The organism is Rhizobium bangladeshense (assembly GCF_017357245.1).
Lineage (GTDB): Bacteria > Pseudomonadota > Alphaproteobacteria > Rhizobiales > Rhizobiaceae > Rhizobium > Rhizobium bangladeshense.
Genome location: NZ_CP071612.1, coordinates 3,022,217 through 3,047,200, shown reverse-complemented (window position 1 = coordinate 3,047,200; position 24,984 = coordinate 3,022,217). Strand labels below are relative to the sequence as shown.

The window sequence follows — 24,984 nt, the reverse complement described above, 5'->3', positions numbered from 1 at the left end:
GCGGCTTTCTTGTCCCTTTGTGGTGACAAGCCTATAATCCGGCCGCGGGGGAAGGATCGGTCGCAACGCGCGACCGAGGGGCGACATATGCCTGCACGGCCTATCCTCCGCTGGTCCAGATGATTGCAGGCCCTGCCGGCCTGAAATCCGAATCCGGATCTGCATCAGGAAATAGAGCATGATGTCGTCTGCTCACCTTTTCGGCACCACGCTCTGGGAGGTGCGATATGACCACTTACATTCTTTTGATCGATTGGACGGACCAGGGCATCCGCAACGTCCGAGATTCGCCAAAACGGCTCGACGCCGCGAAGAAATTGCTCGCCAGCGTCGGCGGCTCCTTCACCCAATTTTATCTGACGATGGGCGGGCATGACATGGTCGCCGTCTGCGAGGCGCCCGATGATGCCGTCATGGCGCATTTCACCCTGGCTCTGTCAATGGGCGGCAATGTCAGGACTGAGACGCTGAAGGCTTTCCCGGAGGCGGCCTATAGGGATCTGATAGGTTCGCTCAGCTAGACCGAAGCCACAATACGCTGGCGACGGCCGCCCTGCCGGCCGATGAGGGACGGCGATCACGAGGTTTTTTGCTTTTGCGGCTTGATGCTGCCGGCTTTAAAGGCCACATCGCTCCTGTGACCGAAGAAGTGGAACTGGCAGAGACGAGTCATGAAACGGTAAAACGGCGGCCCGAAATCCGCTGGGGTATCGGCGCGTCCGTGCTTCTGCATGTGCCGGTCGTTGCCCTCCTTATCTTCGGCCTGCCGAAGATCGAGCCGAAGCCGCCGGAGGACGAGAGCGTGAAGGTGGAGCTCGTCCCGCCGCCGGAGGAGAAGAAGCCGGAAGAGAAGAAACCCGAGGAGAAACCGCCGGAGCCGAAGCCGCCGCAAGAGGCCAAGAAGGCGCCTCCGCCGCCACCACCACCGCCGCCTCCTCCGCCAAAGGAAGCTGCAGAGCTTCAGCCCAAGGCGCGCAACCCACTGCCAGCGACGCGTCCGGTCTTTGAATTCGGGGACGAGGATACCGGCCCGAAGAAATCGAGCACCGGAAGTTCCTCGCAAGGTGAGCCAAACGCGGCGCCTGTCCCTCCACCATCCGCGCCGACACCGACGCAACCTGAGCCCGCCGAGAATGCAGCGGAAAAGCCGGCTTCGATCCAACAACCTTCGGGCAATCCTGTTCCTAAGGACGTGAATTTGCCGGAAGTTGCGGCGGTGGATATTCATCCGGAACGAGATGCGCCTGTCGCCGCTACAACGGAAGAAGCGCAGACGAACTTCGAAATGGAGAGGCCTTCGGAAACAAAAAAGCCGACGCAACAGGAGGACGAGGCGCTGAGGGAGCAATTGCCACAGGCAAAGACGCTGTTTTCACGTAGTATCACCGATGATCCCGTTGCTCGCACGGCGATCGGCAATATGTCGCGCGGTCAACGCATGGACGAACTGTGTCGAACCGAGCTCGGCCAACAGCTTGAGCACGAATCGCCTAAGTATCGAGGAGCTGGTCTTCCTTCCTATAAATTCACGAACGAAACAGTGGTGGAGGTGCGGCAGAGGGGCCGTTTCGTGAGCGGCTCCGGCCGTTGGTATCGTATTCAGTTCCGGTGCGAGGTAAACGCTGATGCCACAAAGGTCCTGGCGTTCTTCTACAAAGTCGGAGACTTGATCCCCCGCAGCCAGTACGCCGAATTTAACATTCGCGACTAGCTCCTCGTGATCCTGAACTGCGCTCAGAAACAACCAGCCACGCGCAAGGAACTCTACCTAACCTCTCCTCATTGGCCGTGATGGTACGGTGAAGAAGGGACAATGATATGTCGAACGAGATCGAGCAGTTTCTGGAGCGGCAGGACGAAGCCGTGAGCGCGCTGTTTTTGGAAAGCAAGGGCGATGAGCTGACCGATATTCTGGTGGCGGCGCTCGAAGAGGCTTTCGAGATCCTGCTCGAAGCAGCCCCTGCCGAAACGCTTCATTGACATTTCAAGGCATTGCCGGCTGGATTCTTCGGCGCGCGTCTCTCCGGCTATCAAGATTATTGCGCTCGCCTGCCGTAGCATCGCCTATTCGGCGAGGCGCTGGTGCAGCCATTTCTCGATCGCTACGGTCTGCCGACGCCCGACCCGGCAAGGCTCGATTACTTCCAGCAGCTCGACGAATTCTTTTAGACGGTTGCGTCACCGGGGCCCGGCTGGCAGAGTTGCCGGATCGGACCTGCGGATGTGAAATGCCGAAAAACCAGTTCAGGATGCTGCGCTCGGCGGTGACGGGCGTCGAAGCGGTGGAAGCCGAAACGCCTCATAGTTTCGCCAGGCACACGCATGAGCAGTTTGGCATCGGCCTCGTCTCGTCGGGGGCACAGAAATCGCTTAGCGGGCGCGGCATGGTGGAGGCCGAGGCCGGCGATATCATCACCGTCAATCCGAACGAGGTGCATGACGGCGCGCCGATAGGCGAGCGCCGGTCGTGGCGCATCCTCTATTTCGATCCCGAGATCGTCACTGGTCTCTCGCAAGAGATGGGCGCAGCGCGCTCGGAAATCCCGCACCCCGTCATTCGTGACGCGGCGATCGCCGGCCGCTTCGAAGCATTGTTTCGCGCGGTGACCGCGAAAGCCCCCGACGGGCTGCTTTGCGAGGAGCTGCTTCTGCAACTCGTGGCCGATGTCATGCGGGAAAGCGCCGGCGGCGAGGAGAGGCCACCGGTGCCGGCGTCCATTCGCGCGGCGCGGGATCTGATCGATGACGACCCTCTTGCCGCCGTCTCGCTTGCCGATCTTTCCAGGGAAAGCGGCCTCAGCCGCTTCCAGCTGCTGCGCGGCTTCGCCAGGGCGACGGGACTGACGCCGCATGCCTATCTCGTCCAGGCCCGCATTCATATCGCCCGGCGGCTGATCGCTCAGGGCACGCCGCTTGCGGAGGCCGCCTTTGCCAGCGGCTTTGCCGACCAGAGCCATATGACGCGCGTCTTCGTGCGCAAATACGGCCTGTCGCCGCGGCTTTATGCCGGCGCGTTTATCTGAGGTCCAGCCATTCGCCCTCGTCCTTCGAGGCTCCGGCCTGCGCGCCTCGGGAGGAGGGCTGATCGTGGGTGACGCCCTGCAATTTCGTTCAAGACCCGGACCGGTCCCTGCTGTTTCCTCGGCGCATCCAACAGGAGCGCTGCATGTCGAGACAGGTTCAAGGCTATTTCTATCTGGCGGTGGCAATGCTGACGGTCGGCAGCACTGTCATTGCGAGCAAGATTATTGCTTCGGGACTGCCGCCGTTCACCGCCACCGCCTTGCGTTTCGCCCTCGCTCTCCCCGTCTTTTTCCTGCTGATGCGGGCAAGCGGCGCCCGGTTGCCGAAGCTCTCAGGGCATGACCGTCTGATCCTCGTCATTCAGGCCGGCGCCGGCAGCGTCGGGTATACGACGCTGCTGATATCGGGCCTCAGCCTGACCTCGGCGGCCGATGCCGGCGTCATCATCGGCACACTGCCGGTGGTCTCGGCGGCGGTTTCGATCCTCGTGCTGCGCGAACGGCCGGGGCGCGCCCTTCTGCTGGCCGTGGCGCTCGCGAGCGCCGGTGTGTTTTCGATCGCCTTCACGCCGGAGGCGACCGGTGGTTCCCTTGCCGGCAATGCGTTGATTTTCCTCGCGGTGATCTGCGAAGGCTTGTTCATTCTCCTGAACAAGCGGCTGACGGCTGACATTGCGCCGCTTGCCCAGTCGACGCTGATGACCGGCATCGGCTTCGCCGTCTCTATCATTCCGGCCATTTTCGAGGCGCCCTTTGCGCATGGATTTTCCACAAGCGCTGCCGCTGCCATCGTCTATTATGCCCTGGTGCCGACCGTCGGCGGCTTCCTGCTCTGGTATGCCGGGGCAGAGAGGGTAAGCGGCACCGAAGCTGCGCTCTTCACCGCGCTTGCTCCGGTTTCGGCCGTCATGCTAGCCTTCGTCATTCTCGGCGAGCCGGTCGGCTTCAACCAGATTGCCGGCGTGGTCTGCGTGCTGGCGGCCATGTCAGGGCTTGTCTTTGCAGGAAGCCACAGAAAAATTATCGAGGGGAAATGACCATGCAGTTCAGCCATTCCGACGCGATATGGCAGGCTTTTCCGGAACTTGGCGCCGGCGTGCTTCACGCCGGGGGCATTCATGCGGCGGTAGATGTCGAGGAGGCGATCGCAAGTTTCAGCGCGATTGCCGAGGCCCGCCTCGCTGAAGCACAGGAAGGCGAGTTCCCGGAGATCCAGGCCTGGCGGCGCGGCTTTTCCCGCATGGGGCTGAAGCCGACGCAGTATCGCTCGGCCTCCGAGGCGCTGCTGCGCCGTTTCCGCAAGGAGCGCGCCCTGCCGCGCCTTCATCCGCTCATCGATCTCTGCAACGCGATTTCACTCGCCTTTGCCATCCCTGTCGCCGTCTTCGACACGGAAAATATCGCCGGCGAGTTCCAGGTGAGGCACGCAACGGGACATGAGACCTATCTCACCTTCGGCGGTGAAAGCGAACATCCGGAGCCAAACGAGGTGATTTTCGCGGATGGCGAAGGCAGAGCGCATGCCCGCCGCTGGACGAACAGGCAGAGCGGGCTTTCTGCGGTTCGGGAGACGACGCGCTCGGTGCTGATCGTCGCCGAGGCGCTGCATGCCGGCGCCGGCGGGGACACGGGCAGGCTGGTTGCGACGCTCGCGGATGCGCTTGCGCGTCACTGGCCGGTGACGCCGATGACCGCCACTCTCGGGCGTGCATCGCCGCGTTTCGATTTCCAGGCGTGATGGGAGGCAAAGCCGGGGTTGGGCCGGCGGCATGGGCGCCCTATCTCAGGAGCATCGCTATCCTCTGGAGACGAACTGCATGTTGGACAAGTCGATCAAGATCCCGGGTCCGGACCATCCGATCACCGTCGAGCACAATCCCTGCCGCGTCGTCGTCACCTTCGGCGACAGGACGATAGCCGATAGCCGCAACGCGCTGACGCTGCGCGAGGCCTCCTATCCGCCGGTCCATTATATTCCGCGTCGGGATGTCGACATGACCCTGCTTCAGCGCACCGATCACCGCACGCATTGCCCCTATAAGGGCGACGCCTCCTATTACAGCATCGCTTTGGGTGGCGAACGCGCTGAGAACGCCGTCTGGACTTACGAAGCCCCGCATGCGGCTGTCAGCAACATCAAGGACCATCTCGCCTTCTATCCCGACCGTGTCGACGCGATTGAGGAAATGGCTTCGCCCGAGCCCGGCGCCTTCTGACGCCACGGTGGCGGCCGCTGAAAATTCTCCCGGCGGAACCTGCCGCCTGCGGGATCGTTAGGGGCATTATCGAAGGAGCATGCCGTGCCGAAATTCCACTTCCAGCTCTTCGATCGTGATGGTGTCGGCACCGAGACCGGATACGAATTCGAATCCGTCGAGGCCGCCAAGGCCGAAGCGCGAAGGGTGCTCGCGGAGATGGCAGCCGAAGGCCTGCCGACTGCGCCTTTGAACATGCTTTCGGTCGAACTCTTCGACGAAAGCCGCAAACCGCTTGCGGAGATCCGGCTCATTCTCGAAGAAATCGCGAAATAGCCGTAATTGGTATCCGCATGGACAATGCCTGCAGGCGTCGCCTTGGGGCGGCGAAACTATGTCAAATTTAATTGCCGCCTTTGACAGTGGGCCTTAGCGTCGCGTCCATCGACCGAGTCGGATTGATGCAAATACGGGACCCGGCGGCAGCCTCAATGGAGGCCGTCATCGCATGACGTCGAGCCATTCATTGCTGAAGACGAGGCTGGCGACCGTGACCGGATCGCCGCGCTCGTCGCGGACGGTGACGGCAATCGTCATGCGGTCACCTCCCGGCAATTCGTCACGGGCCACGTCCAACAGGATGCGGGTCACCTCTTTGGGGATGTCTTCACGAGATTTGAGCTCGGTGCCGTGCTCGTCGCGCGTCGGACCTTCCCCGTTGTGCAGATCGAAATAGTAGCGAGCCATGTTCTTTCCTGCGCGTCACAGGAGAAATAACTGATGAAGACAATTGTTCCCGAGGCTAGGCATTGATTCTCATAGAAAATATGGATCGCACCGAGGCGGTCCCTAACCCTCGCAAGATTGGGGGACATGACCGTGATTGAAGCCTTGTTGCTGAACCTTGGAAGCCGTGACGTGCTGTCGAGCGAGGAGGAAAACCTTCTCCGATCCATCCTCGTCAAGGACCGGCATTTTGCCGCCGGGGAGGATCTCGTCCCGGAGGGAAGCCGGCCGCCCTACAGCACGCTGCTGCTCGATGGCTTTGCGGCGCGCTACAAGGTGATGGCGGACGGCAGCCGGCAGATCACCGCCCTGCATGTCGCCGGCGATTTTGTCGACCTCCATGCCTTCCCGGTCAAGAAGATGGATCATGGCATCGTCGCGCTCTCGCCCTGTCACGTCGCCTTGGCCGATCATGCCGACTTGCGGGCGATCACCGAGCGCATGCCGCATCTGACGCGGCTGCTCTGGCTCGACACGCTGGTCGATGGCGCAATTCATCGGGAATGGATCGTCGCCATGGGCCGGCGCTCGAAACGCGCCCAGATCGCCCATCTCGTCTGCGAGCTCTTCATGCGGCTGCAGGTCGTCAGGCGGACGCGGGGCGAAAGCTTTCAGTTTCCGCTGACGCAGATCGAGATGGCCGACGTGCTCGGCATTTCGGTCGTCCACCTCAACAAGACGCTGCAGGCCCTCAGGCGCGAGGGCGTCTTCACCTGGGAAAACCGCACCATCACCATCGTCGACTGGGAACGCCTGCAGGAGATCGCCGAATTCGACCCCGTCTATCTCAGCATCTCCAGGGAGCCGCGCTGATATCAGCGGCCTCGCATGTGCGTTGAAAGCACGGAACGGCATCGTTAGGTTCGGCGGCGGGAATCATTCGGCGGGGCGATGCGTGAAGACGATATTTCTACCTTGTGTGCTGGCGGCGGTTGCCGCGGCATTGCCGGCGGCGGCGCAGACCGAATGGCAGGCAATCGAGGAGGTGCGGCCCTATTCGATTTCAGGCAGGACGGGTGCCGAGCTTTATGAATCGATCGGGGCACAGGGGCCTAAGGCCGGCGTCACCGGGCGGGTCATCGCCCATACGACGTTCAAGCTCACCTGGACCCGCAAATACGAGCCGCAGGGCAATGCCTGCGTCATCGTCACAAACCGGCCGAAGCTCATTATCACCTACACGCTGCCGAAGCCCTCGGCCGCGCTGCCGCCAGCCGTCAAGAGCAGCTGGGAGGGCTTCATCTCGGGCGTTGCCGCGCATGAGCGGGTGCATGGCGAAACCATCAAGGAAATGGTCAAGGAGATCGAGACGATGAGCGTCGGCCTCACCGTTGCCGACGACCCAGACTGCAAGAAAATCCGGGTCGAACTGACACGCCGCCTCGGCGAGATTTCCGCAAGGCAGCGCCAGCGCGGGCGCGATTTCGACAAGGTCGAGATGGGTGACGGCGGCAATATCCACCAGCTCATCCTCAAGCTGGTGAACGGGCCGTGAGTGCATGAAGAGCCTGCCTTCCGCTTCGTACCTGGACCTGCCCCGCTGGCCTCCTATCTCTGCCGCTAACCGGGATGAGCGAGGAGGTGTGTTATGTCCTATGTCGATGGTTTCGTCGTAGCGGTGCCGAGGGAGAACATCGAGGCCTACAAAAAATTCTCGACCTTCGCCGGCTCGATCTGGAAGGAATATGGCGCGCTCGAATATGTCGAATGCGTCGGCGACGACGTGCCTTATGGCGAGCTGACCTCCTTTCCCCGCGCGGTGCAGGCCAAGGAGGACGAGGTCGTGGTGTTTTCCTGGATTACATACCGGTCGCGACAGGAACGCGACGACGTCAACGCCAAGGTGATGGGCGATCCAAGGCTTCAGGGCGATCAATGGCAGATGCCGTTCGACGGCAAGCGGATGATCTATGGCGGTTTCGAGATGCTGCTGAAGCTCTGACCCCGCTCAGCCGCGGCTTCAGCCAGGCATTGACTTGGCCGTCACGGCGCGCCAACTCGCGGGGAGTGTCATTGCGAGATGGAGAGCGCCCGTGCCCCAGACAATCCTCACCCTGTCCACGCGCGGCCAGGGACTTTACGAATTCACCGATCAGGCGGCGGCCTTCGTCAGCGCCTCGGGGCGGGAGGAGGGACTTCTCACCGTCTTCGTGCGCCATACATCCTGTTCGTTGCTGATCCAGGAAAATGCCGATCCCGACGTGCGCACCGACCTTCTCGCCTTTTTCCGCCGCCTCGTGCCGCCTGCCTCCGATCCGTCGATGGGCTGGGTCGTGCACAGGGCCGAGGGGGCGGACGACATGCCGGCGCATATCAAAGCGGCGCTGACACAGGTGTCGATCGGCATTCCCGTCGCCAGGGGGCGCCTGACGCTCGGCACCTGGCAGGGCCTCTATCTCTTCGAGCATCGCGACCGGCCCCACAGGCGCGAAATCGTGCTGCATCTCGGGACCTGAGCGTGCGTCCTTCCCTCTCCGGGGCCTTGACACCCCGATCAGCCCTCGTCCTTGTACGTTGCCGTTGGTGTATAAACGGGCTGCGAAGGGCGTGGGTGGGTTGATGACGATCGAAAACCACTCATCTTCTTGTGAATGCAAACTGAATGCCCGGTTCGAACACCATTCAGCTTGCAGCGTTTACTGTCGAGGCAATCCCTGAAGGGAGAGCTTAAAAGACCAATCGACGGAGACACTCCATGACGCATTTCCTCACCAAGGCTTGCCTTGCCGCAGTGCTCGCCCTCTCATCAATACCGGCCACTGTTTCCACGGCGGCAGCCGCAGGGCCGCAGACGAGCTTCATCGTCGAGGCGCAATATCACCGCCCGATCCGCGGCTGCTCGCCGATGCACGCCGTGCGCAAGGCGCGCGATTTCGGCCTGCGCAGAGCCCATGTCACCCGCATGTCGCCCCGTGTCGTCGTCGTGGCCGGGCGCGACCGTCGCGGCTGGGACAGGATGGTCTTCGCCAATGTCCGCGGCTGTCCGCTGATCCGGCGCTGAGCCTCCGAGCGGCAGGCGCCGACACGCGCTCGCCGCTCCTTTTGCCTTGACGGCGGCACTTCCAGCCGTCTCTTCTCAGATTTGTATAAGTGATTCCACTGACGCTTTGATGCGGAGCGTGGGGAGGGCGGTTCGACCGCACCGATTATAGAACGAAAGGCTTTCTTTGATGATGCAGTTTCTGGCAAAGGCGGGTCTTGCCGCCATGCTGACCGCCGGCACTCTTGCCGGCACGGTGGTTCCGGCTGCCGCCCAGTTTAGTATCATTATCGGTGATCCGGATCGCGAGCCGCCGCGCGATTACCGCCGTCCGCCTCCGCCGCCGGGCTTCAATCGGCGTCCGCGCGGCTGCGATCCGCGTCTGGCTGAAGATCTCGCCCGCGATTACGGCTTCCGCCGCGCGCGCGTCGTCGACATCACCCCGCGCCGAGTCATCGTCCAGGGCTGGACCCGCCGCGGCCCCGATGAAATGAGCTTCGGCAACGTCCGCGGCTGCCCCCCTCTGCGCCGCTGATTTTTGTAGATACGGGCCGCGTCTCCCCGATGCGGACGCCAGAACCGCCTTTGCCGGTCTCCACGATCGGCAAGGGCGGTTTTCTATTTTGTGGGATTGTTTTGCGTCGGTTCGACCAGTGACCGAGACCGCCGAACCCTCCCCCGTGTGGGGAGGGGGCCTTTGGACGGCCGCAGCGCAGAACCGGGCTCCATCAACCTCTCGTCGAGGATCTGCTGCCCATTGCACCTCTTTCCAGGTGCGATTTACTGCTCGATGGCAAAGGTCACAGTGACGCTGACAGTGTAATTGTTCTCGCCGCCCTGGACGGGGACGGCCGCTACGTCAGCTTCCTTCATCATCGTGGCGCGATAGACCGGCTGCGGCAGCGGGCGAGGCACATTCTCGTTGATCTCGAGGATGCGGCCGAGCTTGACGCCGGCGGCTTCGCTCAACGTCTTCGCCTTCTTGACTGCTTCAGCGACGGCGTTCTTGCGCGCCTCTTCGAGCGCCGCGTCCGGCTTGTCATTGGTGAACTGGATGTCGCCGCCCTGGTTGATGCCGAGCGTCACCGACTGGTCAATCACCTGGCCGAGCTTGGAAAGATCACGCAGGCGGACGGTAACCGAGTTGATCGTCTGATAGCCGATCAACTGCGGCTGCTGTTGCTGGCCGTCGACCGGCTGCGGATAATTATACTGCGGCTGGATGGAAAAGCCCGAGGTCTGCAGGTCGCGCTCGGCGATACCGCCGTCCTTCAGCGACTTCAGCACGTCGTTCATCGCCTTGTTGTTCTCGTCGAGCGCCTCACGGGCGGTCTTCGCCTGCTTGACGACGGCGAGGTTGACGACGGCCATGTCGGGCGCCAGCGACGATTCGCCATCGCCCGTCACCGAAATCACCGCCTCACGCGGCTTTGTCTCCTGCGCCAATGCAGGCGCTGCACTGCCGAGCGGCAGGGCAAGAAGGGCAGTCATCATAAGTGTCTTCGAGAGAATCGGCGCCATGTTTCATTCCCTAGTTGTCGTTTCCCGATCAGCTTTCTGTCGGTTGATTGTGAAGCTATTGCGGCGGAAGGAACGGGCGCGGCCGCATTGGCAGAAAAATGTCAGAGCGTCCGGCTTGCCGCAAAACCAAGGCCGTCTGGACCGCAGCCTGCAGGCCGTTATCATGCGGCAACTATCATGGCGAGGAAACAATGTTCGAAATGCTGGATCCCGTGCCGGCCGATATCGTGGCTGCGATTTCCGATGGCCTCAGCGCCTTCAACGAGAGCTCGAACATCCGGCGCGAAGCCTTCGCCATCATCTGGCGCGAGGATGGGAGGCTTCTCGGCGGAATCACCGCGTCCGTTTCCGTCTCGATCCTCTTCATCGGCAACATGTGGGTTGAGAAATCGCGGAGGCTTACCGGCATCGGCACGAAGCTGATGGCGGCGGCGGAAGAGGAGGGGCGACGCCGTGCTGCCGGCACGGCCTGTGTTGATACGCTCTCGACCCAGGCGCCGGCCTTTTATCCGAAACTAGGCTATGTCGAATTCGGCAGGATCGGCGGGCGGGCCGAAGGCCGGCCGGTCGATCGGACATGGTTCCGAAAAGAATTGTCCGCCGCCGCTTGATAGGAGCTGTCGGCGGCGGCTTCGCGGCGCGTCAGGCGCCGAAATCATCCATGAAGGAGGGATGGATCGCGGGCTTGCGCTCTTCGCGGGCTTCGCGGATGCGCTGGGGAACCGCACCGAGACCGGCGACGAAGCGGGTCAGGAGGTTGCGGTTGAAAAGTTTCTGTATGCTCATGGCAGTTCACTCATTCTTTTTTTTGTTAGCCGGCGGCATATATTTTGCCCAGGCTGCCATAACAATGGGCAATTTGGCATGACTGCTATGCACAGGTGTGCAAAGCGATCACATTGACGTTAAGAGCGGCCTGTGGAGGGTTAACCGGCCGTTATCAATCCTCCCTTGTCCATCGCGGCGTGGTAGATTGCAGGCTCGGGCTAAGCTACGCCCCTCCGAAGGAGAAGTTCAGATGAACCGTTTTTTCGCATTTGTCGCGACCGGAACGCTGATCAGCCTTGCCACGATCACTTCGGCCTGCACCTCATCAGGAAATGTCGATCAGACGTCGTCGATCGGCGGCTATTATCAGGAAGGGCGGCCGCTTAATCCGGCTTGCGGGAATGGGTTCAGGCCCAGCGATGGACGCTCTTGCAGTTATTAGAAGGCGCGACACTTGCCATGACAGATTCGGCGGATATGTTCTCTACCGTACAGTTCTGCGAGTGTGTCTTTGGCGTTACAGCTATTTGTTGAGTTAGGCTGTACCCTCCAGTTGTGTTGCAAGACATGGGGTCACGAACATGAAGCTCACGATCGCCACCACCTTCCTAGCACTTGTCGCAACGACCGCGGTTGCAGCCGATGCCGTGCAGGATGTCCCGGCCGCACCTGTTGCGGCTGCGCCAACTTTCACCTGGTCAGGCCCGTATCTCGGCATCGATGGCGGCGCCAGTTGGCTAAACGGCGACTTCAGCCTCGGTGGCGCCAGCGATTCCCAGGATTTTAACGGCGGCGTCTTTGGTGGATTTGCGGGTTACAATTTCCAGTTCGACAACAACATCGTCGTCGGTATAGAGGGCAACCTCGAATACAATTGGAACGAAGAGGAAGCGCTGGGGGCGGACGTCGGGACCGATTGGGCCGGCGCAGTTCGTGGTCGTGTCGGCTACGCCTTCGACAGAGCGCTGCTTTATGGCGCAGCTGGTTGGACCGCCACGCGTGGATACGTCGACCTGCCGGGATTAGACAAGGAAACCGAGACCTTCAACGGTTACACCGTCGGCGCCGGCGTCGACTTTGCTATCACCAACAACATCTTCGCCCGTGGCGAGTATCGATATAACGACTTCGGCGAGAAAGACATTCTCGGTATTGATGTCGACGCCGACCAGCACGAACTCAAGTTCGGAATCGGCGTGAAGTTCTAAGAATTGTCCGTTGGATCAGCGATAAGCCCGACGATCTCCCTTTCTGGCTTGGCGGGCTCGATGGTGGCGTGGGGGTCGACCTCCCACGCCGGTCGCTTCACGGGCCGCTGTCGACATGAGAGCGATATCTAGCCGGAGGGGCGGAAGTGCTGTGTCCGTCTGCCTTTAAATCGCCGGGGCGTTCCACCGTTTTCCCGGCGCCAGGATCGACATGGCAAAGTCAAGTTGCCTTTTCGTGACTGACGGCGAGTTCGCCAGACACCTTGGCCTCGCGCGTAACAGACCACGCTGCAAGCGGCCGCGAAGTCGGGCTTTCAAATGAAGGATGCGATATTTGCAGATCGCCGATGCTGGCTGGCTTGCGTCGCTTGTCACGATCAGAGCTCATGATCGTTTTATCCCGAGAGCCGGCCGGCAAAGGTATATTCCATCTTATCTCGTGCCAGCCTAGGCGGGCACGAGATAGCCTCTTTATGGCGATGACAAACAGTTTAGCACTGCGGCTCACCCCATCGATTCGCTTAGCCCTTGTCCCAAGCCGCCGTCTACCTTGATGCGCTCTCCTGTGGTGAAGGTAGCGTCGAAGGCAAGAAACAGAACTGCGCGCGCCACCTCATCCCGGGTACCGTGGCGCTTCATCGGCGTCACCGCGTCACCGATCTTCATGAATGCCGCGCGTTCTTCCGCCGATGCGCCGGCGACGCCCATAGTCGGCGTGTCGATGAAACCCGGACTGACCATGTTGACCCTGATGCCGCGCGGTAAGAGTTCCGCCGCCAGGACCTTGCCGAAGGCCTGCAGCGCGGCCTTGGTGGCGGAGTACACCGCCATGCCCGGGATTCCGGAATCCTCAGCGATCGAAGTGGTGAAAACAATCGCTCCGCCTCTTTTAATGAACGGAATCAGGCGCTGAGTGGTGAAGAACGCACCTTTGGCGTTGATGTTGAACTGGCGATCGTAAGATGCTTCGGTGACGCGGCCGAACGGTTCCAGTTCCGACACGCCGGCGTTCACATGCAAGAAATCGATGTCGCCGAACTTCTGCCCTACCTCAGCGCCGAGCACGGCGATATCCTCCATGCTGGCGATGTCGGACCGGACCGCATGCACACTACCGCCAAGCACCTGGCGGGCATCCGCAAGGTTCCTTTCATTGCGCCCTGTGATCAGGACTTCGGCGCTTCCGGCGATCAGCGCCTGCGCCACCGCCAGTCCCACCCCATGCGTGCCACCTATGATAGCGGCCTTTTTGCCGTGAAATCTGCTCATGCCTCTTCCTTTCCCAGCGCCGAATGCGCTGTGATCCGTGGTTTGAAAATCTCTGGAACAGCCGCTTTGCGGTGCGAAAACTATCCCGGTGGAAGCTTTGCCTCTGGTCTTTTTGCCGCGCGCTCCGCCACCACGACAGAACTAGGCGTGCACTTCTTCTTGCGCAAGTACGGACAAAAATGTAAGGTACTTACCAAAATGCCGGAATTGGAGATTTCATTGGCAAGAAAACAAGGAAATTTGCCCGACAGTTGTGGATTGGGTTCGGCGTTTGCAGTTATCGGCGGCAAGTGGAAGGCGCTGCTGCTCTGGCAGATCCATCAGGCCCAGCCCTGCCGTTTCGGTGAGCTGAAACGGCTTGTCCCGGAAATTAGTGAAAAGATGCTGATCCAACACCTGCGAGAGATGGAAGCCGACGGAGTGATTCACCGGGAGGTTTTTCATCAAGTACCACCCCGCGTCGAATATTCGGTCACAGAGACCGGCGCCGACCTCGACTACGCGCTCGCTCCGGTGGCGGAATGGGGCAAGAAGCACCAGGCCCGTACTGAGAAGGATAAAGGCGAACGCAAGCATGGAGATAGGCACTCAGTCTTGGCTGACTGAGAGTATCCGCATGCGCGCAGGTGAGCTGGTGGTCACGGACGCGTCCCTTCGGTTCGCGTAGACCATGGGCGGCGACCGGAGGCCAAGTCGATCCAGCCGGTTCAAACCCAGTCGGCGCAGGATCAGAGCTACCGGCGAATGCCGCGCCAGGCACGCGAGAACTCAAGGACCCGTCTGCCGCTGCCGCCGTATATGCTCGATGGCGGCGATCTGCCCGGCCCAGGTTGGTGAGGGCGCATGTGCCGAGCTGCGACCGTGGAGCTGCCGATCCTCGGAGCGATGCCGTCGCAGCGAGTTGGCCAGGACACCTTCCGGAAGGAGCTCTCCAGAAAATGGTGGTGCCGGCGATGTACGTCGGCTCCGCGCGGCGGTTACTTCGAGGTGGCCTCACCGTCCACGATATAGTCGTAAACAAATATGCCGGTAAGCTTGCCGTTTGCGTCATGTTCAAAATGCGGCTCAGCAAACTGGGCGACAGCCTGATGGCTGGGATCCATCACCTCCGAATAAGGTTTGCCGACGAAGTAATCCCTATCCTCCCGGTTGGCGAATATTACGAGGAAGCCTTGCTCGAAGCCTTGGTCGAAGCCTTCCTTGCTGATGCCATCGCCGCCGGTAATCGAGATGATGTAGGGCTTCCCATTGCGCATCGAAGTATTTTTCAAGGCTTTGAATCGCTCGGCGATGTCGGCCTTGACGGAGGCGTCCACGTTCCGCTCGTAGCGCAACGCGACGAAGTGGTGGACGTCCGCGAGAGCCGGGGCGGCAAAGAGCGTCAAGATGAGCGAAGCGGATGCAATCATTCTTGTTTTCATAGTCTGTCTCCATGTTTCGAGCGTTGAATGCCGACCTCCTTGAGATAGTGGCAGCGACGCGGACGATGAATGCCGCAAAAGCCGAATCGTGTTGCCTTTCGTCCAAATGTGCGATCTTGGCGGAATGGCTGGTGCCCCCCGCGATCAGAATGCGGAAGCCGCGCGAGAACGTTGGATGTGGATAGCGCGAAGGCGGTACCGTTGGGCTGGACAACATACGAGAGTGTGCGCTCTGCGACGCGACCTCAGCCTGGCCTCGACAAGTCGGGGGTGCGGCGCTGTCGTTTTGGTGCTATTTTCATGGAATGCTTGATCGTTCGTCCAACGCTTCACTATTTGGAGGCAGCGATGCCGTCAGCGACCTGCTGCGCGGCCTGCGGCTCGACGGCGTCGACTATGGCCGCTGTGAAATGGGGGCGCCCTGGGGCATCTCTTTCCCCGCACAGACTGCAGCCCGCTTCCATTTCATCGATGGAAGCAGTTGCTGGCTGAAGGTTTCAGCAGGTGATTGGCTGGAGCTGCGCGCTGGGGACGCCGTGCTTCTGCCGCGAGGTCGCGAACATGTGCTGGCGAGCGCGCCTGATGTTCCATCTCTGGCGATCAGGAGCTTTAGCTTCGAAGAAGTCAGCCAAGGTATTTATGAGATGCGCGGCGGAAATGCGGAAGCAACGACAACGCTGTTCTGTGGCAGCATGCACTTCAATGTTGGCGTCGTACATCCGTTGCTCAGGATGATGCCCGAAACTATGCGGGCAACCGAATTGGCTGGGCGTGATCCCGCAATCCCACATCTGCTCGAAGCGATGACCCGTGAAGTCGACATGAAGCGCGTCGGCTCCGCAGGCATTCTCGCACGTCTGGCTGACGTCCTCGCCGCCACCATCATACGCGCGTGGGTCGAGCGCGGCTGCGGAGACTCGACCGGATGGGTTGCGGCGATCAGGAACTCCGACATCGGGAAGGTTCTTGCCGCAATCCATCGCAGTCCGGATCACGATTGGACCGTCGAATCGCTGGCAAAATTGATGGGTGCGTCTCGCTCGAGTTTCGCGGAACGCTTCACCGCGATCGTCGGTGAGACGCCGGCGCGCTATGTCACGCGGGTTCGGATGCACCAAGCCATGCATTGGCTGACGCGCGACCGGCTGCGGGTCTCGGTTGTTGCCACGCGGCTTGGCTATGACTCGCAGGCTTCCTTCAGCCGCGCATTCAAGCGCGTCATTGGCGAACCGCCCAGCCATTTCCGTGACGACGCCCAGGGTGAGGGCTTGTTCTCGTCTCCTCTTTTCTGAGGAGGAGATAGGCGCGACTGCTCACGTTCGTTCGCGCGGATGGGTGTGGTCGTGCGAACCATGAGGGCCTCGACAAGCGGCGATCGCGTCGCTTGCCGCGATCGAACGCCCATGGGCGTAGCCGATGCAGATGGAGGAATGCGCTTGATCCCTGATCACTCGACCAAACCCTCCATCAGCCAGGGACACGCATAGTAATCCGAGATGCTCAGGCCTCCATCTACGCCGATCTGAATGCGCACCGGATAGGTCGGACGCCAAGAGTCTTCGACCCAGTTGGACACCATCATGAGCAGCTCACCGTCGAATCGGGCGAGATCAAGATGCCAGGGGGTCTTGGACTTCTGGAACTCTGAAAAATACGGCGCGTTGCCGATTTCGCCGTCATAGCAATCGGCGACGTGCAGGTGTGCGTCGGCACTCGTCAGCTCGACAACGCCAGCCCAGTTCCGTTGGTTGAACAAGGCGACATACCGCTCCAGAAGTGCGACGAGTGCCGGATCGTCGGAAGCGGGTCTGGCGGACGCTTCCGACTGCGCCGCTAGTCGCGCCCGGCCGCGATGCAGGGCAGACTTCACGCCGCCCACGCTGTTGCCGACGACACCTGCCGCCTCTTCGAGAGAGAGGTCGAGCACGTCCTTTAAAAGCACGCAGGCGCGTTCCATCGGCGGCAGCGTTCTCACGAGCCGATCGATCGCGTTGGTGGTGCCGAATGCCGGTATTTCGGGGGGCAAAAAGGCTGGCGCATTCGCTTCGTCCAGTTCAACGAAATTCCAGGAACGCTTCGTGCGGATATGGTCGAGGCATCGATTGTGGGCGATGCGAAACAACCACGCCTTCATCGCCCTTGGTTCCTTGAGCAAATCCAGCTTGCGATAGGCCTCCAGCAGGACATCCTGCATCACGTCTTCGCCGTCGAGCACCGAGCCGCACATGCGCGCGCAATAGCGATGCAAGATGGCGCGATGGCCCCTCACCGTCTCCAGAAACGCCGCGTAGCGAAGATCGAAGAGGCCCTTGGGAAGCTGGTTCTCAGGCATTGCGTTGCCTGGATTTAGGAACGTACGTCATCACCACAACCCCGTTGCTAAACGAGCGTAGTCCGGCAAGGTCGAAGTCGACCAGCTCCGGCGGCACATCCTCGAATGCCCGTTTGCCCGCGCCGACGCGCGTTGGAATGATCGAGAGCTCATAGGCATCGACCAGTTCATTCTCGAGCAGCGTGCGGTCAAGCTCACTGATGCCATATTTCAACAGGTTGCCGCCATCCTGCGTTTTGAGCTCGCGAAGCTTGCCGACGATGTCGCCGTTCAGAATCGATGCGTTCCATCGAACGTCGGCCAACGTATTGGACACCACAAGCTTTTTGAGGCCGTTCATTCGATCCATGTACTTTCCCGTCAGCGCCGGCCACCTGGCGGCGAACATCTCGTATGTCTTACGCCCGAGGAGGAAGTAGTCGGCCTCGCCGGCCTTGTGATAGGCATCCTCGACCGCCTCGTCGGTGAAGAAGCGACTGGCCCAGGCCATTGGGCTCTCGATGACGCCATCGAGCGAAACAAAACTTCCGACAATTAACTTGCGCATGTGCGTACTCCAATTGAACTCCGCGTGAGCAGGGCACATGCAAGGACGTTCGGCAGCGACAGAAAGATACTTCACTATCGACGTATCCTTGTCGTCGGAAAGCTCGTCTTTGTTTTCGTCACAGGTTCAAACGGGAGACGAAAGTGGCAAGCAGAGCCAGCGCGGCCAATCGGCGGCACTACGAAGCCCTCGCTGCATCACCCCAGGCGGGTAGCGACGAGCTGACGAACGAGCAGATCCAGCACCGCGCCGACCTCCACTGGTCGAGCCTCACCGCGGAGCCGGGCAGCGTGGACTATAGCGAAGTCACGGTTGCCGGCCGCCGAGCCCTTTGGATCGTGCCCGAGGGATCGAGGGCCGACCAGGTGCTGTTCTATGTCCACGGTGGCGGATTCGTCGGCGGCTCGATCTACTCTCACCGCAAGCTCGTCGGCCATCTGGCGAGCGCAGCCGGCACGAAGGGCCTGCTGGTCTCGTACCCAATGTCGCAAACAGCGAAGTTTCCAGCCCAACAGCGGCACGTGAGAGACGCCTACAAGTGGCTGCTGAAGACGGGGTGTCCGGCCGAGGGCATCGTTGTGGGAGGAGACTCCGCCGGCGTGGGCGCTCTTTTTGGTGGCCTGCTTCTCGCCAAGCAGAGTGCCCTTCCCATGCCGGCTGCGGCGCTGTCGATTTCCGGCTGGGTCGATTTCACACAATCGGGCAGATCGTATCAGACAAACCGGGAGCGGGATGCGTTCTTCCAGAAGCCGACGGTCGATTTCCTTGCCTCATTGGTGCTAGGCGGCCTGGACGCCCGCGAAGCCAGCCCACTTTTCGCAGATCTCACCGGCATGCCTCCCACGTACCTGCAGGTGGGGGAACACGAGGCATTGCTGGACGACAGCGTCAGGTTCGCCGAGGCGTTAAAGGCGGCTGGCGTGGAAACAAGCATCGACATCTTTCCTGAGATGCTGCACTCGTTCCAGATGATGGCCGGCTTTGCTCCTGAGGCCGACGATGCGATAGCGCGCTTTGCCGGCTGGATGAGGCCACGCCTTGCTCGAAGCGTGCCGCCAGAGCGCTAATGGTGACCCGGTTCTGGAATGTCGGCTTTCACGCGACAGGGCTCGCAATTCCCGGCGGCCGGCGACAACGAAGCCGAAATCACCGCTGGCTGACCTCGGGCAAGAAGACCTTCGTGGCTGACTGCGATGCAGTACATTTGAACGGGGGGCCAGGCAGCGCTGCTTCGCGCCTCGAGGGGCTTCATGTCAGACGCCAAGGTTTTGACCTATGCCGCTCGCCACCTGACGTCTAGCTGAGAGGGCTGTCATCATGTTTCGAACTCGAGCGGGATCAGCAGGCGCTAACTCTGTTGGCGTGAGATCTACGCCCATGTCTTCGCGATGGTTTTGGTGGGCCCGGAGGGTAACCACTAGTGCAGAAGATCAATGACATGGCCGAAAGTGGGACCAGCAATTGTCCCGCGCGTTTCTTATGTTTTTCGGCGCTGAAGTCCGACCGAAGCAGTGCTGGAGTTACGAACCGCAATCGATATCGCTGACCTTTGCCGCGGCGATGAAGGCGGAACCCACTTCGTCGGGCGCGGCCACCTCGTTGATCGCATCTAGAAAAGCATCTCGGCGGCTTCCGCCGCCGGAGCCTGTTCCCGCCAGTCGTTAATCAAGGTATTGCCGACCTGCAGAATTGTCCGAAGCGTCCGCTTTGGGAAGACAAGCACTTCATCTACTGGGAGAACTTCGAAGAGAACTTTCGAGAGCCCATCGGTGAAGCGCCCGTCAACCGTGGACGTTTGAGACTCGCGAGCTCGACGGGACAGCTCGATCCCACAGTGGGTACGACAGCAGACATTTAAGTCACTGCTAATTCTCCCCATATATCACGCTGCGCCGGTTGCCGTTCTTCGTCCGGCGCAGCGGCGTGCTCCTGCGTTCATGGATGGTGCAGTTGAGCCGCCGCACTTCTTACTCAACGGAAGCCGAAGAAGCTCAGGATGGCGAGCACGATGACTACGGCGCCGACGAGCCAGATTATGTTATTCATGTAGAATCTCCTTCAAAATGGAATGAGTCAGGCTGCAAGCAGATAATGTGTGGCGGCAGCTCAGGTTCCATTTCCATCACCTGGCGCACCTTCTCTCGCGACAGGTAGTCCTGCGCCGGAGTCCCTTCGGGTCGAGCTCGGCGCTTTCATTATATCTTGAGGCGCTCGGCGGCCTTATTCGGACGGAGAAGACGATGGTGGGCCCGGAGGGACTCGAACCCCCAACCAAGCGGTTATGAGCCGCCGGCTCTAACCATTGAGCTACAGGCCCTCGGCGTCAGATGTTCGACGCCTGGGTGCCGGAGGCCGGCACCTTGATGCCGGGGCAATGGTTCCCGCAGCATTGGTTCGCTCTAGCCCAAATTGCAGGGAGCCACAAGCCGTCAGCGCAACATCTGTGGATGATGCATAATTCGTGGGCAAAAGCACTGGAACCTTCCAGCGCGGAATACACTTATTCGAATCATATACCGCATCAAAAGGGCGATCGCAGATGGTGGCTTCGAACAGTGCCGTGGTGCTCATCGTGGAGGATGAGCCGCTGATCCGGTTCAATGTCCTCGATGTGCTGGAGGATGTGGGCCATGTGGCGCTGGAGGCGGCGAATGCCGATGAGGCAATGGTGGTGCTGAAGGGCCGGCCGGATGTCGATATCCTGTTCACCGACGTCAACATGGCCGGTTCGATGGATGGGATCCAGCTTGCCAAGCGGGTGAGGGCGATGCGGCCGAATATCGGCATCATCATCACCTCGGGCATGGTGCGGCTTGATCCGATGGCGTTGCCCGCCAATACCGCCTTCCTGCCCAAGCCCTATCTGCACGACACGCTGATTACGACGATCGATTCCCTGATGGCGTGACTTCCCCCATGGTGTGACGCCCCCGACAAGGTGAGCGGGGGCGCGCAGCCGCAAAACGGGGACAGGTTTTGCGGCCACGCGCGAGGCGCCGGGAGGTGTGCCCCTCTTCAGGCGCGGCGGAGGGGCCCGCGCCCTCAGCCGAAGCTGCTCTTCAGCGCCTCATTCTCGTGGTGTGCCTTCTTTTCGTAGATCGTGAACAGCGCCATCGAGAGGAGATAGGAGAGGAACGGATCCCCTATCTGCGTGGCGATGTCGCGGGATGCGAGGACATGGCGCTCCAGCGCGCCAATGTCTTTCGGTGTTGCGGTTTCAACGACGCGTTTCATGCTGCCATCTCCAGGAATTGCGTTACGACCGAGCGGGCCGGAACATGTCTGACATAAAGGGGTAGGGTCAGGCCGAGGGCGGCGCGCATCTTGCGCAGCACGCGGTCCGACACTTCAAAGGCGCCGCAGCAGACGGGATACTTGCCGTAGCCGTCTGCGCGGCCGAGTTCTTCCACTTCGGCGCCTGCGCGTTTGTAGACGCGCTTGAGATAGGGTTCGTAGTTGGAAATCATCGTATGGATGCCGTGATCAAGCGCGCATTCGCACAGGGCAAGCAGCATCATCGAGAAGGCGCGGCCGGCGTCGACATTGGGGAAGTCCCTGGCGATCGCCTCCTCGTCGATGCACATGCGCGTGCCTTCCCAGATGCCAGGGGCGACGAGATCGGCTGCAGCCGGAAAGGTTTCACGGAAGACGTCGTAGAGAAGCGTCGGACCAGTCGTCGGCATCAGGCGCATGCCGCCATAGAGGCGCGTGCGGCTGTCGTTGCACCAGACGAGGTAGGCCGGAGAAAGCGAATCGTAGCTGTCGCGTTCGTAGGGACCGATGACCGGAACGTCCCAGCCGAGCTGGTCGGCGAAGACTTTTTTGCGCAGGCGGAACATCTGGTCGAGTACGGCGGCGTATTTCTGATACTCATGTGCTTGAATGATAACGAACATTTTGCCCTCCAGCGTTTGCAGTTCGTGGAGAGCAGAATGGTTCAGCCGGGCCAGATCGGAAATTCCCTCAGATGGGCCCCCTCAGATGGGGGGATTAGCCCAAAAGCATGAGGATTAGGTCACGACACGCGGAAACAAGGCGCAGCCCGGAAGCACCGCGATCCTTCGGCTTTTGACCCGACACGGCGTATTTTCAGAAAAGCGGTTCCGATCCTCAGGGATTGATGATGCGCAATTGCACCGCGCGCGAGGCGGCCGCCGAAATCGTGGCGCAGCCGAGCTTGAAGCGCGCGGTTTTCAGATAATCCCGTGTCGTGTGCTCTGATATGCCCAATATGACCGAGATATCCTTGTAATCCTTGCCGAGTGCCGTCCAGTGCAGGCACTCGATCTCGCGCGGCGACAAGGTCGGCACTGGATCATTCTCGCCATGCAACTCGTAGACGGCCTTGCGGTGGATTAGATGGGCGATCTCGATCCATTCGTTGCGGCAGCGGCGCACGAGCTCCGACCAGGCGTCGGCCGGGATGCGGGCGTTCAGCGACAAGAGCGCGCGGCGCTGCGCCTTGTCGGCGACGGGAATGGAATAGCCGTTGCCGCCGATGCCGTGCTTCTGGGCGTCGACCAGCATGGCATAGGCTTCCGGCGTCGGCTCGACCTCGCTCCAGTCGAAGGGCAGCTGGCGCTCGAAGCCCTGCTTGACGATCGGATCGACCTTCACATAGCTGTTCAAGAGGTAGCGGGAGACCCAGGCATCCGGATAGGTGGTGCGCACGAAGGGGGAATCGATCTTGCTCGCGATCGTCTGGGCGAGATGGTAGGTAACGAAATCGAGGCCATATTCCGCCTGCAGAATGCGGATGGCGCCATCCACATTTGCCGCAGCTTTGATCTGTTCGAAAGCGGGTTCGAACCTGTCGCTGTAGGTATTCTCGATCATTTCCATCGTCCCAATTCCCTCAATCCTACCGTGAGGACCGTCATAAATACAAGGCATCCCCACATATGCGGGGAATGACAATCCGGCCGCGGCCTGCTAGCGCCTTCATGAGGAGACCTCATATGGACAGCAAGAGACCGTTCGAGATTGCCGAATGCCAACAGGCCGCCAAGGGCCTGAAATCCAGCTGGCAGGACATGGCAGGTTCCGAAGCGTTGATCCGCGCCCTTGTTGCCGAACGCAACGGCGACACCCGGCTGGCGCTGTTCTGGACCGAGGTCCACCGGGCGCTTTGCCAGGAAAACAACGCTTTCTGACATGGCCCGCCCCGGCGGGCGGTTTGAGGCTTTCCCCGACACTAAAGGCCCGGCCAGGCAGCGATCAGCGGCGCGACCGGATGAAATCATGCTTCGTGCGCGAGCACGGTTTCATTCCTATTCCGTTTCGGATTTTGCGAGGAGAGTGTCGAGCGGCAATGTCGCGCTAGGGTGAAACAAAAACAGGTCCTCCATGGATTTGTGCCAGTATGCTTGACGAAGTGTTTCAAGCGGAAACAGCAGCGTTCGGGGAAGCGGTTGGACTGTGCCATTCTTGACGCTTCACCGTCCTGCCCATCACCCGCCCCCGTCCTTCGAGGCTTCGGCCTTTTGCCTGCGCGCCTCAGGATTGGGGCTGATCGGTGTGCTGTGTGGCTGATGGGGCGATGGGTATGCCGTGTGGCCGGTCGGTTGGACGGTGTAGCACCTTGCTAGCGGCTGATCTCTATGTTCGGTGTTGCAGAGTGATACCTCGCAATTGGGCGTTGACACTCCCAAGACCCCTCCGGTGCCGCAAGTCGCACCCTCTCTCCGCACTCATCCTGGGGCGCCCCCCGCGGGCCTAGCGGGACGAGGTCGGCCACCATCGCCACCGCCCCCGTTTGGACAAATCCGCCAAGGCCTCGTAGTCCATGGTGATCAGTGCCTCCTTCTTGCGGCGCACCAGCCCTTGATCTGCCGCTCGCGGGCGATGGCGTCGACGATGCGGTCATAAGTTTCGGTAAAGACGAGTTCGACCGGGAGGCGCTTGGCAGCGTAGTCGTCATAGGTCCGGGCATTGTGCTCCCACACACGAGCCTCGATCTCCTGCTTGGTCAGCCCGGTATAATAGGAGCCGTCGCTGCAGCGGAGGATATAGACGGTGACTTCCATGGCGCAGGCTAGCATAGGGAGCGAGCGGACAGCAATCGCGTGGCGCCGGAGTGCTCCTGCCGCAGGTGGGGCAAGCCTCACCTTCTCCCCGGCATCGTGGGCAGGCCGCACCTTCTCTCCGCCATCGTGAGGCAAGCCGCAGGGGCTCGAAGGACGGGGGTAGGCCACCCGCCCCCGTCCTTCGAGGCTCCGGCCAATGGCCTGCGCGCCTCAGGATGAGGGCTGATCGTGGTGCGGTGTCGCAATGGCCATCGTGTGTCGTGTGGCCACAAGCCACACCCCCGCAAGGGGCCCCGACGGACGAGGCCGGCCAGGTACCAGGGATGTGTTGCGTTGAGCAGCCCGGTCGCCGCTGAAGTCTGATCAGCCAGCCTTGGCGGGGGGAGTGACCCAGCCGGCGCGCGGCAGTTCCGGCCGCTGCGGCTTCGGGCGAAACTTTACCAGCACCTCGCGTCCATCGACCGAGGCCTGCGTGCGTTCCAGCGCGTCCCGCTCGGCGACCGCCTGACGCCAATGTTCACCGTCCCGGCCGTCGGGACGGCCCTGTTCTTCCCAGATCGCATAGGCCCTCTTGCTGATCCATTCATGGCGTCTGTCGCTCATCTATCGGTTCCGTTCGTGAAAGGTGTCATTCGCAATTCTGTCCGGCAGAACAGGCGCGCGGCGCTTGGCCGCCATCAGCAAGTCGAGTTCGATCGAGGAAGGCCCGAAACGGGTAAACAAGCTTTCGGCCTGGTCGCTGCGCAGGCCGTATTTAGAAGCGAATTCATCAAGGCTGTAAGGACGGCCGCGTAGCACTTTGCTTCGCCGCTCCGGTTCACGGATCTGCGTCATTGGTGGTAACCCCATCTGTACTTTCGAAGTATACGAACAAAACAGATTACAGCCGCAAAAGTTCCGTGATTTTT

General features: G+C 60.9%; 34 protein-coding genes, 1 tRNA gene and 2 pseudogenes. 23 read left to right on the top strand and 14 right to left on the bottom strand.

What is annotated here, in order from left to right:
- The first annotated feature begins 227 nt into the window (after positions 1 to 227).
- The 9 genes and pseudogenes from J2J98_RS14890 (at position 228) to J2J98_RS14855 (ending at position 5,554) form a co-directional block, all read left to right on the top strand.
- Positions 228 to 521, top strand: coding sequence for a GYD domain-containing protein (locus tag J2J98_RS14890; RefSeq protein ID WP_064705681.1), 294 nt, complete (start codon positions 228 to 230; stop codon positions 519 to 521).
- Positions 522 to 595: 74 nt separating this feature from the next.
- Positions 596 to 1,711 carry a DUF930 domain-containing protein gene (locus J2J98_RS14885; protein WP_207603142.1) on the top strand — a complete coding sequence of 372 codons (1,116 nt, stop codon included), beginning with the start codon at positions 596 to 598 and terminating at the stop codon, positions 1,709 to 1,711.
- A gap of 107 nt (positions 1,712 to 1,818) precedes the next feature.
- Entirely contained in the window at positions 1,819 to 1,980 is a 162-nt protein-coding gene (locus J2J98_RS14880; protein ID WP_207601450.1) for a hypothetical protein, read from the top strand.
- Positions 1,981 to 2,038: 58 nt separating this feature from the next.
- Positions 2,039 to 2,169: pseudogene (locus tag J2J98_RS30370) on the top strand (APH(3') family aminoglycoside O-phosphotransferase); the annotation flags it as partial.
- Positions 2,170 to 2,228: 59 nt separating this feature from the next.
- Positions 2,229 to 3,023: an AraC family transcriptional regulator gene (locus tag J2J98_RS14875; RefSeq protein ID WP_207601449.1), complete on the top strand. Its 795-nt coding sequence runs from the start codon at positions 2,229 to 2,231 to the stop codon at positions 3,021 to 3,023.
- 143 nt (positions 3,024 to 3,166) lie between these two features.
- Entirely contained in the window at positions 3,167 to 4,060 is an 894-nt protein-coding gene (locus J2J98_RS14870) for a DMT family transporter (RefSeq protein ID WP_207601448.1), read from the top strand.
- A 2-nt stretch (positions 4,061 to 4,062) separates the two neighbouring features.
- On the top strand, positions 4,063 to 4,761 hold the full coding sequence (locus J2J98_RS14865) for a B3/B4 domain-containing protein (protein ID WP_207601447.1): 699 nt from the start codon (positions 4,063 to 4,065) through the stop codon (positions 4,759 to 4,761).
- 79 nt (positions 4,762 to 4,840) lie between these two features.
- Entirely contained in the window at positions 4,841 to 5,239 is a 399-nt protein-coding gene (locus J2J98_RS14860) for a DUF427 domain-containing protein (protein ID WP_207601446.1), read from the top strand.
- An 84-nt stretch (positions 5,240 to 5,323) separates the two neighbouring features.
- A complete protein-coding gene (locus J2J98_RS14855) occupies positions 5,324 to 5,554 on the top strand; it encodes a DUF6894 family protein (RefSeq protein WP_020921849.1) in 231 nt (76 codons plus the stop codon).
- Positions 5,555 to 5,719: 165 nt separating this feature from the next.
- Here J2J98_RS14855 and J2J98_RS14850 read toward each other — a convergent pair whose 3' ends face one another.
- On the bottom strand, positions 5,720 to 5,965 hold the full coding sequence (locus J2J98_RS14850; protein ID WP_064705676.1) for a DUF6894 family protein: 246 nt from the start codon (positions 5,963 to 5,965) through the stop codon (positions 5,720 to 5,722).
- 132 nt (positions 5,966 to 6,097) lie between these two features.
- On the opposite strand from J2J98_RS14850, the gene J2J98_RS14845 reads away from it, so the two are divergent.
- The 6 genes from J2J98_RS14845 (at position 6,098) to J2J98_RS14820 (ending at position 9,519) form a co-directional block, all read left to right on the top strand.
- Entirely contained in the window at positions 6,098 to 6,817 is a 720-nt protein-coding gene (locus J2J98_RS14845) for a Crp/Fnr family transcriptional regulator (protein WP_064711681.1), read from the top strand.
- Between the two features lie 82 nt (positions 6,818 to 6,899).
- A complete protein-coding gene (locus J2J98_RS14840; protein WP_375337084.1) occupies positions 6,900 to 7,499 on the top strand; it encodes a DUF922 domain-containing Zn-dependent protease in 600 nt (199 codons plus the stop codon).
- A gap of 93 nt (positions 7,500 to 7,592) precedes the next feature.
- The gene (locus J2J98_RS14835) at positions 7,593 to 7,946 is read left to right on the top strand and encodes a DUF1428 domain-containing protein (RefSeq protein ID WP_138393099.1); all 354 of its coding nucleotides are present in this window, start codon (positions 7,593 to 7,595) and stop codon (positions 7,944 to 7,946) included.
- A gap of 91 nt (positions 7,947 to 8,037) precedes the next feature.
- Positions 8,038 to 8,460 carry a secondary thiamine-phosphate synthase enzyme YjbQ gene (locus J2J98_RS14830; protein ID WP_064705674.1) on the top strand — a complete coding sequence of 141 codons (423 nt, stop codon included), beginning with the start codon at positions 8,038 to 8,040 and terminating at the stop codon, positions 8,458 to 8,460.
- Between the two features lie 239 nt (positions 8,461 to 8,699).
- Positions 8,700 to 9,005, top strand: coding sequence for a hypothetical protein (locus J2J98_RS14825; protein WP_064711502.1), 306 nt, complete (start codon positions 8,700 to 8,702; stop codon positions 9,003 to 9,005).
- A 169-nt stretch (positions 9,006 to 9,174) separates the two neighbouring features.
- Positions 9,175 to 9,519, top strand: coding sequence for a hypothetical protein (locus J2J98_RS14820; protein WP_064705672.1), 345 nt, complete (start codon positions 9,175 to 9,177; stop codon positions 9,517 to 9,519).
- A 245-nt stretch (positions 9,520 to 9,764) separates the two neighbouring features.
- On the opposite strand, the gene J2J98_RS14815 is transcribed toward J2J98_RS14820, so the two are convergent.
- Positions 9,765 to 10,505: an SIMPL domain-containing protein gene (locus tag J2J98_RS14815; RefSeq protein WP_138393100.1), complete on the bottom strand. Its 741-nt coding sequence runs from the start codon at positions 10,503 to 10,505 to the stop codon at positions 9,765 to 9,767.
- Positions 10,506 to 10,696: 191 nt separating this feature from the next.
- Between J2J98_RS14815 and J2J98_RS14810 the strand changes: the two genes are divergently transcribed.
- Positions 10,697 to 11,116 carry a GNAT family N-acetyltransferase gene (locus J2J98_RS14810; protein ID WP_207601445.1) on the top strand — a complete coding sequence of 140 codons (420 nt, stop codon included), beginning with the start codon at positions 10,697 to 10,699 and terminating at the stop codon, positions 11,114 to 11,116.
- 31 nt (positions 11,117 to 11,147) lie between these two features.
- On the opposite strand, the gene J2J98_RS14805 is transcribed toward J2J98_RS14810, so the two are convergent.
- Positions 11,148 to 11,291 carry a hypothetical protein gene (locus J2J98_RS14805; RefSeq protein WP_164517803.1) on the bottom strand — a complete coding sequence of 48 codons (144 nt, stop codon included), beginning with the start codon at positions 11,289 to 11,291 and terminating at the stop codon, positions 11,148 to 11,150.
- 232 nt (positions 11,292 to 11,523) lie between these two features.
- Here J2J98_RS14805 and J2J98_RS14800 point away from each other — a divergent pair, with 232 nt between their 5' ends.
- Together J2J98_RS14800 and J2J98_RS14795 are read left to right on the top strand one after the other, a co-directional pair.
- Positions 11,524 to 11,715 carry a hypothetical protein gene (locus J2J98_RS14800; RefSeq protein WP_064711504.1) on the top strand — a complete coding sequence of 64 codons (192 nt, stop codon included), beginning with the start codon at positions 11,524 to 11,526 and terminating at the stop codon, positions 11,713 to 11,715.
- Positions 11,716 to 11,854: 139 nt separating this feature from the next.
- Positions 11,855 to 12,481 (top strand): outer membrane protein, encoded by a 627-nt coding sequence (locus tag J2J98_RS14795; protein WP_138393103.1) that lies wholly within the window; start codon positions 11,855 to 11,857, stop codon positions 12,479 to 12,481.
- 504 nt (positions 12,482 to 12,985) lie between these two features.
- On the opposite strand, the gene J2J98_RS14790 is transcribed toward J2J98_RS14795, so the two are convergent.
- The gene (locus J2J98_RS14790) at positions 12,986 to 13,750 is read right to left on the bottom strand and encodes an SDR family oxidoreductase (RefSeq protein WP_207601444.1); all 765 of its coding nucleotides are present in this window, start codon (positions 13,748 to 13,750) and stop codon (positions 12,986 to 12,988) included.
- Here J2J98_RS14790 and J2J98_RS30365 point away from each other — a divergent pair.
- On the top strand, positions 13,703 to 14,356 hold the full coding sequence (locus J2J98_RS30365; RefSeq protein WP_246569375.1) for a winged helix-turn-helix transcriptional regulator: 654 nt from the start codon (positions 13,703 to 13,705) through the stop codon (positions 14,354 to 14,356). The genes J2J98_RS14790 and J2J98_RS30365 overlap by 48 nt on opposite strands.
- A 371-nt stretch (positions 14,357 to 14,727) precedes the next feature.
- Here the strand turns inward: J2J98_RS30365 and J2J98_RS14780 are convergent, their stop codons facing one another.
- Positions 14,728 to 15,171 carry a Dabb family protein gene (locus J2J98_RS14780; protein ID WP_207601443.1) on the bottom strand — a complete coding sequence of 148 codons (444 nt, stop codon included), beginning with the start codon at positions 15,169 to 15,171 and terminating at the stop codon, positions 14,728 to 14,730.
- 305 nt (positions 15,172 to 15,476) lie between these two features.
- Between J2J98_RS14780 and J2J98_RS14775 the strand changes: the two genes are divergently transcribed.
- A complete protein-coding gene (locus J2J98_RS14775) occupies positions 15,477 to 16,463 on the top strand; it encodes an AraC family transcriptional regulator (RefSeq protein WP_138393106.1) in 987 nt (328 codons plus the stop codon).
- 155 nt (positions 16,464 to 16,618) lie between these two features.
- Here the strand turns inward: J2J98_RS14775 and J2J98_RS14770 are convergent, their stop codons facing one another.
- Together J2J98_RS14770 and J2J98_RS14765 are read right to left on the bottom strand one after the other, a co-directional pair.
- Positions 16,619 to 17,503: an RNA polymerase sigma factor gene (locus J2J98_RS14770; RefSeq protein ID WP_207601442.1), complete on the bottom strand. Its 885-nt coding sequence runs from the start codon at positions 17,501 to 17,503 to the stop codon at positions 16,619 to 16,621.
- Complete coding sequence (locus J2J98_RS14765; protein ID WP_207601441.1) at positions 17,496 to 18,050, bottom strand: dihydrofolate reductase family protein; 555 nt, start codon at positions 18,048 to 18,050, stop codon at positions 17,496 to 17,498. The genes J2J98_RS14770 and J2J98_RS14765 overlap by 8 nt, the downstream gene beginning before the upstream one ends.
- Before the next feature lie 143 nt (positions 18,051 to 18,193).
- Here J2J98_RS14765 and J2J98_RS14760 point away from each other — a divergent pair, with 143 nt between their 5' ends.
- Positions 18,194 to 19,117 (top strand): alpha/beta hydrolase, encoded by a 924-nt coding sequence (locus J2J98_RS14760; protein ID WP_207601440.1) that lies wholly within the window; start codon positions 18,194 to 18,196, stop codon positions 19,115 to 19,117.
- 1,174 nt (positions 19,118 to 20,291) lie between these two features.
- Here the strand turns inward: J2J98_RS14760 and J2J98_RS14755 are convergent.
- A tRNA-Ile gene (locus tag J2J98_RS14755) sits at positions 20,292 to 20,367 on the bottom strand.
- A gap of 222 nt (positions 20,368 to 20,589) precedes the next feature.
- Between J2J98_RS14755 and J2J98_RS14750 the strand changes: the two genes are divergently transcribed.
- Positions 20,590 to 20,958, top strand: a complete 369-nt coding sequence (locus J2J98_RS14750) for a response regulator (RefSeq protein ID WP_064705660.1) — start codon at positions 20,590 to 20,592, stop codon at positions 20,956 to 20,958.
- A 134-nt stretch (positions 20,959 to 21,092) separates the two neighbouring features.
- Here the strand turns inward: J2J98_RS14750 and J2J98_RS14745 are convergent, their stop codons facing one another.
- The 3 genes from J2J98_RS14745 to J2J98_RS14735 all read right to left on the bottom strand — a co-directional run bounded on the left by J2J98_RS14745 (position 21,093) and on the right by J2J98_RS14735 (position 22,886).
- Positions 21,093 to 21,284, bottom strand: coding sequence for a hypothetical protein (locus J2J98_RS14745; RefSeq protein ID WP_064705659.1), 192 nt, complete (start codon positions 21,282 to 21,284; stop codon positions 21,093 to 21,095).
- Positions 21,281 to 21,946 carry an acyl-homoserine-lactone synthase gene (locus tag J2J98_RS14740; protein ID WP_064705658.1) on the bottom strand — a complete coding sequence of 222 codons (666 nt, stop codon included), beginning with the start codon at positions 21,944 to 21,946 and terminating at the stop codon, positions 21,281 to 21,283. Before J2J98_RS14740 ends, J2J98_RS14745 begins: the two co-directional genes overlap by 4 nt.
- A 214-nt stretch (positions 21,947 to 22,160) precedes the next feature.
- Entirely contained in the window at positions 22,161 to 22,886 is a 726-nt protein-coding gene (locus J2J98_RS14735; protein WP_064706131.1) for a LuxR family transcriptional regulator, read from the bottom strand.
- Between the two features lie 122 nt (positions 22,887 to 23,008).
- Between J2J98_RS14735 and J2J98_RS14730 the strand changes: the two genes are divergently transcribed.
- Entirely contained in the window at positions 23,009 to 23,203 is a 195-nt protein-coding gene (locus tag J2J98_RS14730; RefSeq protein ID WP_207601439.1) for a hypothetical protein, read from the top strand.
- A 562-nt stretch (positions 23,204 to 23,765) separates the two neighbouring features.
- On the opposite strand, the pseudogene J2J98_RS14725 reads toward J2J98_RS14730, so the two are convergent.
- From J2J98_RS14725 to J2J98_RS14715, 3 genes and pseudogenes are all read right to left on the bottom strand, one after another.
- Positions 23,766 to 24,076 (bottom strand): annotated as a pseudogene (locus J2J98_RS14725) (GIY-YIG nuclease family protein).
- Between the two features lie 363 nt (positions 24,077 to 24,439).
- A complete protein-coding gene (locus tag J2J98_RS14720; RefSeq protein WP_064705655.1) occupies positions 24,440 to 24,679 on the bottom strand; it encodes a DUF2934 domain-containing protein in 240 nt (79 codons plus the stop codon).
- A complete protein-coding gene (locus J2J98_RS14715) occupies positions 24,680 to 24,910 on the bottom strand; it encodes a hypothetical protein (RefSeq protein ID WP_064711511.1) in 231 nt (76 codons plus the stop codon).
- Positions 24,911 to 24,984: the final 74 nt, after the last annotated feature.

Coding starts and splice junctions, on each gene's coding strand:
- J2J98_RS14890 (WP_064705681.1), top strand. CDS start 228: ATGACCACTTACATTCTTTTGATCGATTGGACGGACCAGGGCATCCGC.
- J2J98_RS14880 (WP_207601450.1), top strand. CDS start 1,819: ATGTCGAACGAGATCGAGCAGTTTCTGGAGCGGCAGGACGAAGCCGTG.
- J2J98_RS14875 (WP_207601449.1), top strand. CDS start 2,229: ATGCCGAAAAACCAGTTCAGGATGCTGCGCTCGGCGGTGACGGGCGTC.
- J2J98_RS14870 (WP_207601448.1), top strand. CDS start 3,167: ATGTCGAGACAGGTTCAAGGCTATTTCTATCTGGCGGTGGCAATGCTG.
- J2J98_RS14865 (WP_207601447.1), top strand. CDS start 4,063: ATGCAGTTCAGCCATTCCGACGCGATATGGCAGGCTTTTCCGGAACTT.
- J2J98_RS14860 (WP_207601446.1), top strand. CDS start 4,841: ATGTTGGACAAGTCGATCAAGATCCCGGGTCCGGACCATCCGATCACC.
- J2J98_RS14850 (WP_064705676.1), bottom strand. CDS start 5,965: ATGGCTCGCTACTATTTCGATCTGCACAACGGGGAAGGTCCGACGCGC.
- J2J98_RS14835 (WP_138393099.1), top strand. CDS start 7,593: ATGTCCTATGTCGATGGTTTCGTCGTAGCGGTGCCGAGGGAGAACATC.
- J2J98_RS14825 (WP_064711502.1), top strand. CDS start 8,700: ATGACGCATTTCCTCACCAAGGCTTGCCTTGCCGCAGTGCTCGCCCTC.
- J2J98_RS14820 (WP_064705672.1), top strand. CDS start 9,175: ATGATGCAGTTTCTGGCAAAGGCGGGTCTTGCCGCCATGCTGACCGCC.
- J2J98_RS14815 (WP_138393100.1), bottom strand. CDS start 10,505: ATGGCGCCGATTCTCTCGAAGACACTTATGATGACTGCCCTTCTTGCC.
- J2J98_RS14810 (WP_207601445.1), top strand. CDS start 10,697: ATGTTCGAAATGCTGGATCCCGTGCCGGCCGATATCGTGGCTGCGATT.
- J2J98_RS14805 (WP_164517803.1), bottom strand. CDS start 11,291: ATGAGCATACAGAAACTTTTCAACCGCAACCTCCTGACCCGCTTCGTC.
- J2J98_RS14800 (WP_064711504.1), top strand. CDS start 11,524: ATGAACCGTTTTTTCGCATTTGTCGCGACCGGAACGCTGATCAGCCTT.
- J2J98_RS14795 (WP_138393103.1), top strand. CDS start 11,855: ATGAAGCTCACGATCGCCACCACCTTCCTAGCACTTGTCGCAACGACC.
- J2J98_RS30365 (WP_246569375.1), top strand. CDS start 13,703: ATGCGTGCCACCTATGATAGCGGCCTTTTTGCCGTGAAATCTGCTCAT.
- J2J98_RS14790 (WP_207601444.1), bottom strand. CDS start 13,750: ATGAGCAGATTTCACGGCAAAAAGGCCGCTATCATAGGTGGCACGCAT.
- J2J98_RS14780 (WP_207601443.1), bottom strand. CDS start 15,171: ATGAAAACAAGAATGATTGCATCCGCTTCGCTCATCTTGACGCTCTTT.
- J2J98_RS14775 (WP_138393106.1), top strand. CDS start 15,477: ATGCTTGATCGTTCGTCCAACGCTTCACTATTTGGAGGCAGCGATGCC.
- J2J98_RS14770 (WP_207601442.1), bottom strand. CDS start 17,503: ATGCCTGAGAACCAGCTTCCCAAGGGCCTCTTCGATCTTCGCTACGCG.
- J2J98_RS14765 (WP_207601441.1), bottom strand. CDS start 18,050: ATGCGCAAGTTAATTGTCGGAAGTTTTGTTTCGCTCGATGGCGTCATC.
- J2J98_RS14750 (WP_064705660.1), top strand. CDS start 20,590: ATGGTGGCTTCGAACAGTGCCGTGGTGCTCATCGTGGAGGATGAGCCG.
- J2J98_RS14745 (WP_064705659.1), bottom strand. CDS start 21,284: ATGAAACGCGTCGTTGAAACCGCAACACCGAAAGACATTGGCGCGCTG.
- J2J98_RS14740 (WP_064705658.1), bottom strand. CDS start 21,946: ATGTTCGTTATCATTCAAGCACATGAGTATCAGAAATACGCCGCCGTA.
- J2J98_RS14735 (WP_064706131.1), bottom strand. CDS start 22,886: ATGATCGAGAATACCTACAGCGACAGGTTCGAACCCGCTTTCGAACAG.
- J2J98_RS14730 (WP_207601439.1), top strand. CDS start 23,009: ATGGACAGCAAGAGACCGTTCGAGATTGCCGAATGCCAACAGGCCGCC.
- J2J98_RS14720 (WP_064705655.1), bottom strand. CDS start 24,679: ATGAGCGACAGACGCCATGAATGGATCAGCAAGAGGGCCTATGCGATC.
- J2J98_RS14715 (WP_064711511.1), bottom strand. CDS start 24,910: ATGACGCAGATCCGTGAACCGGAGCGGCGAAGCAAAGTGCTACGCGGC.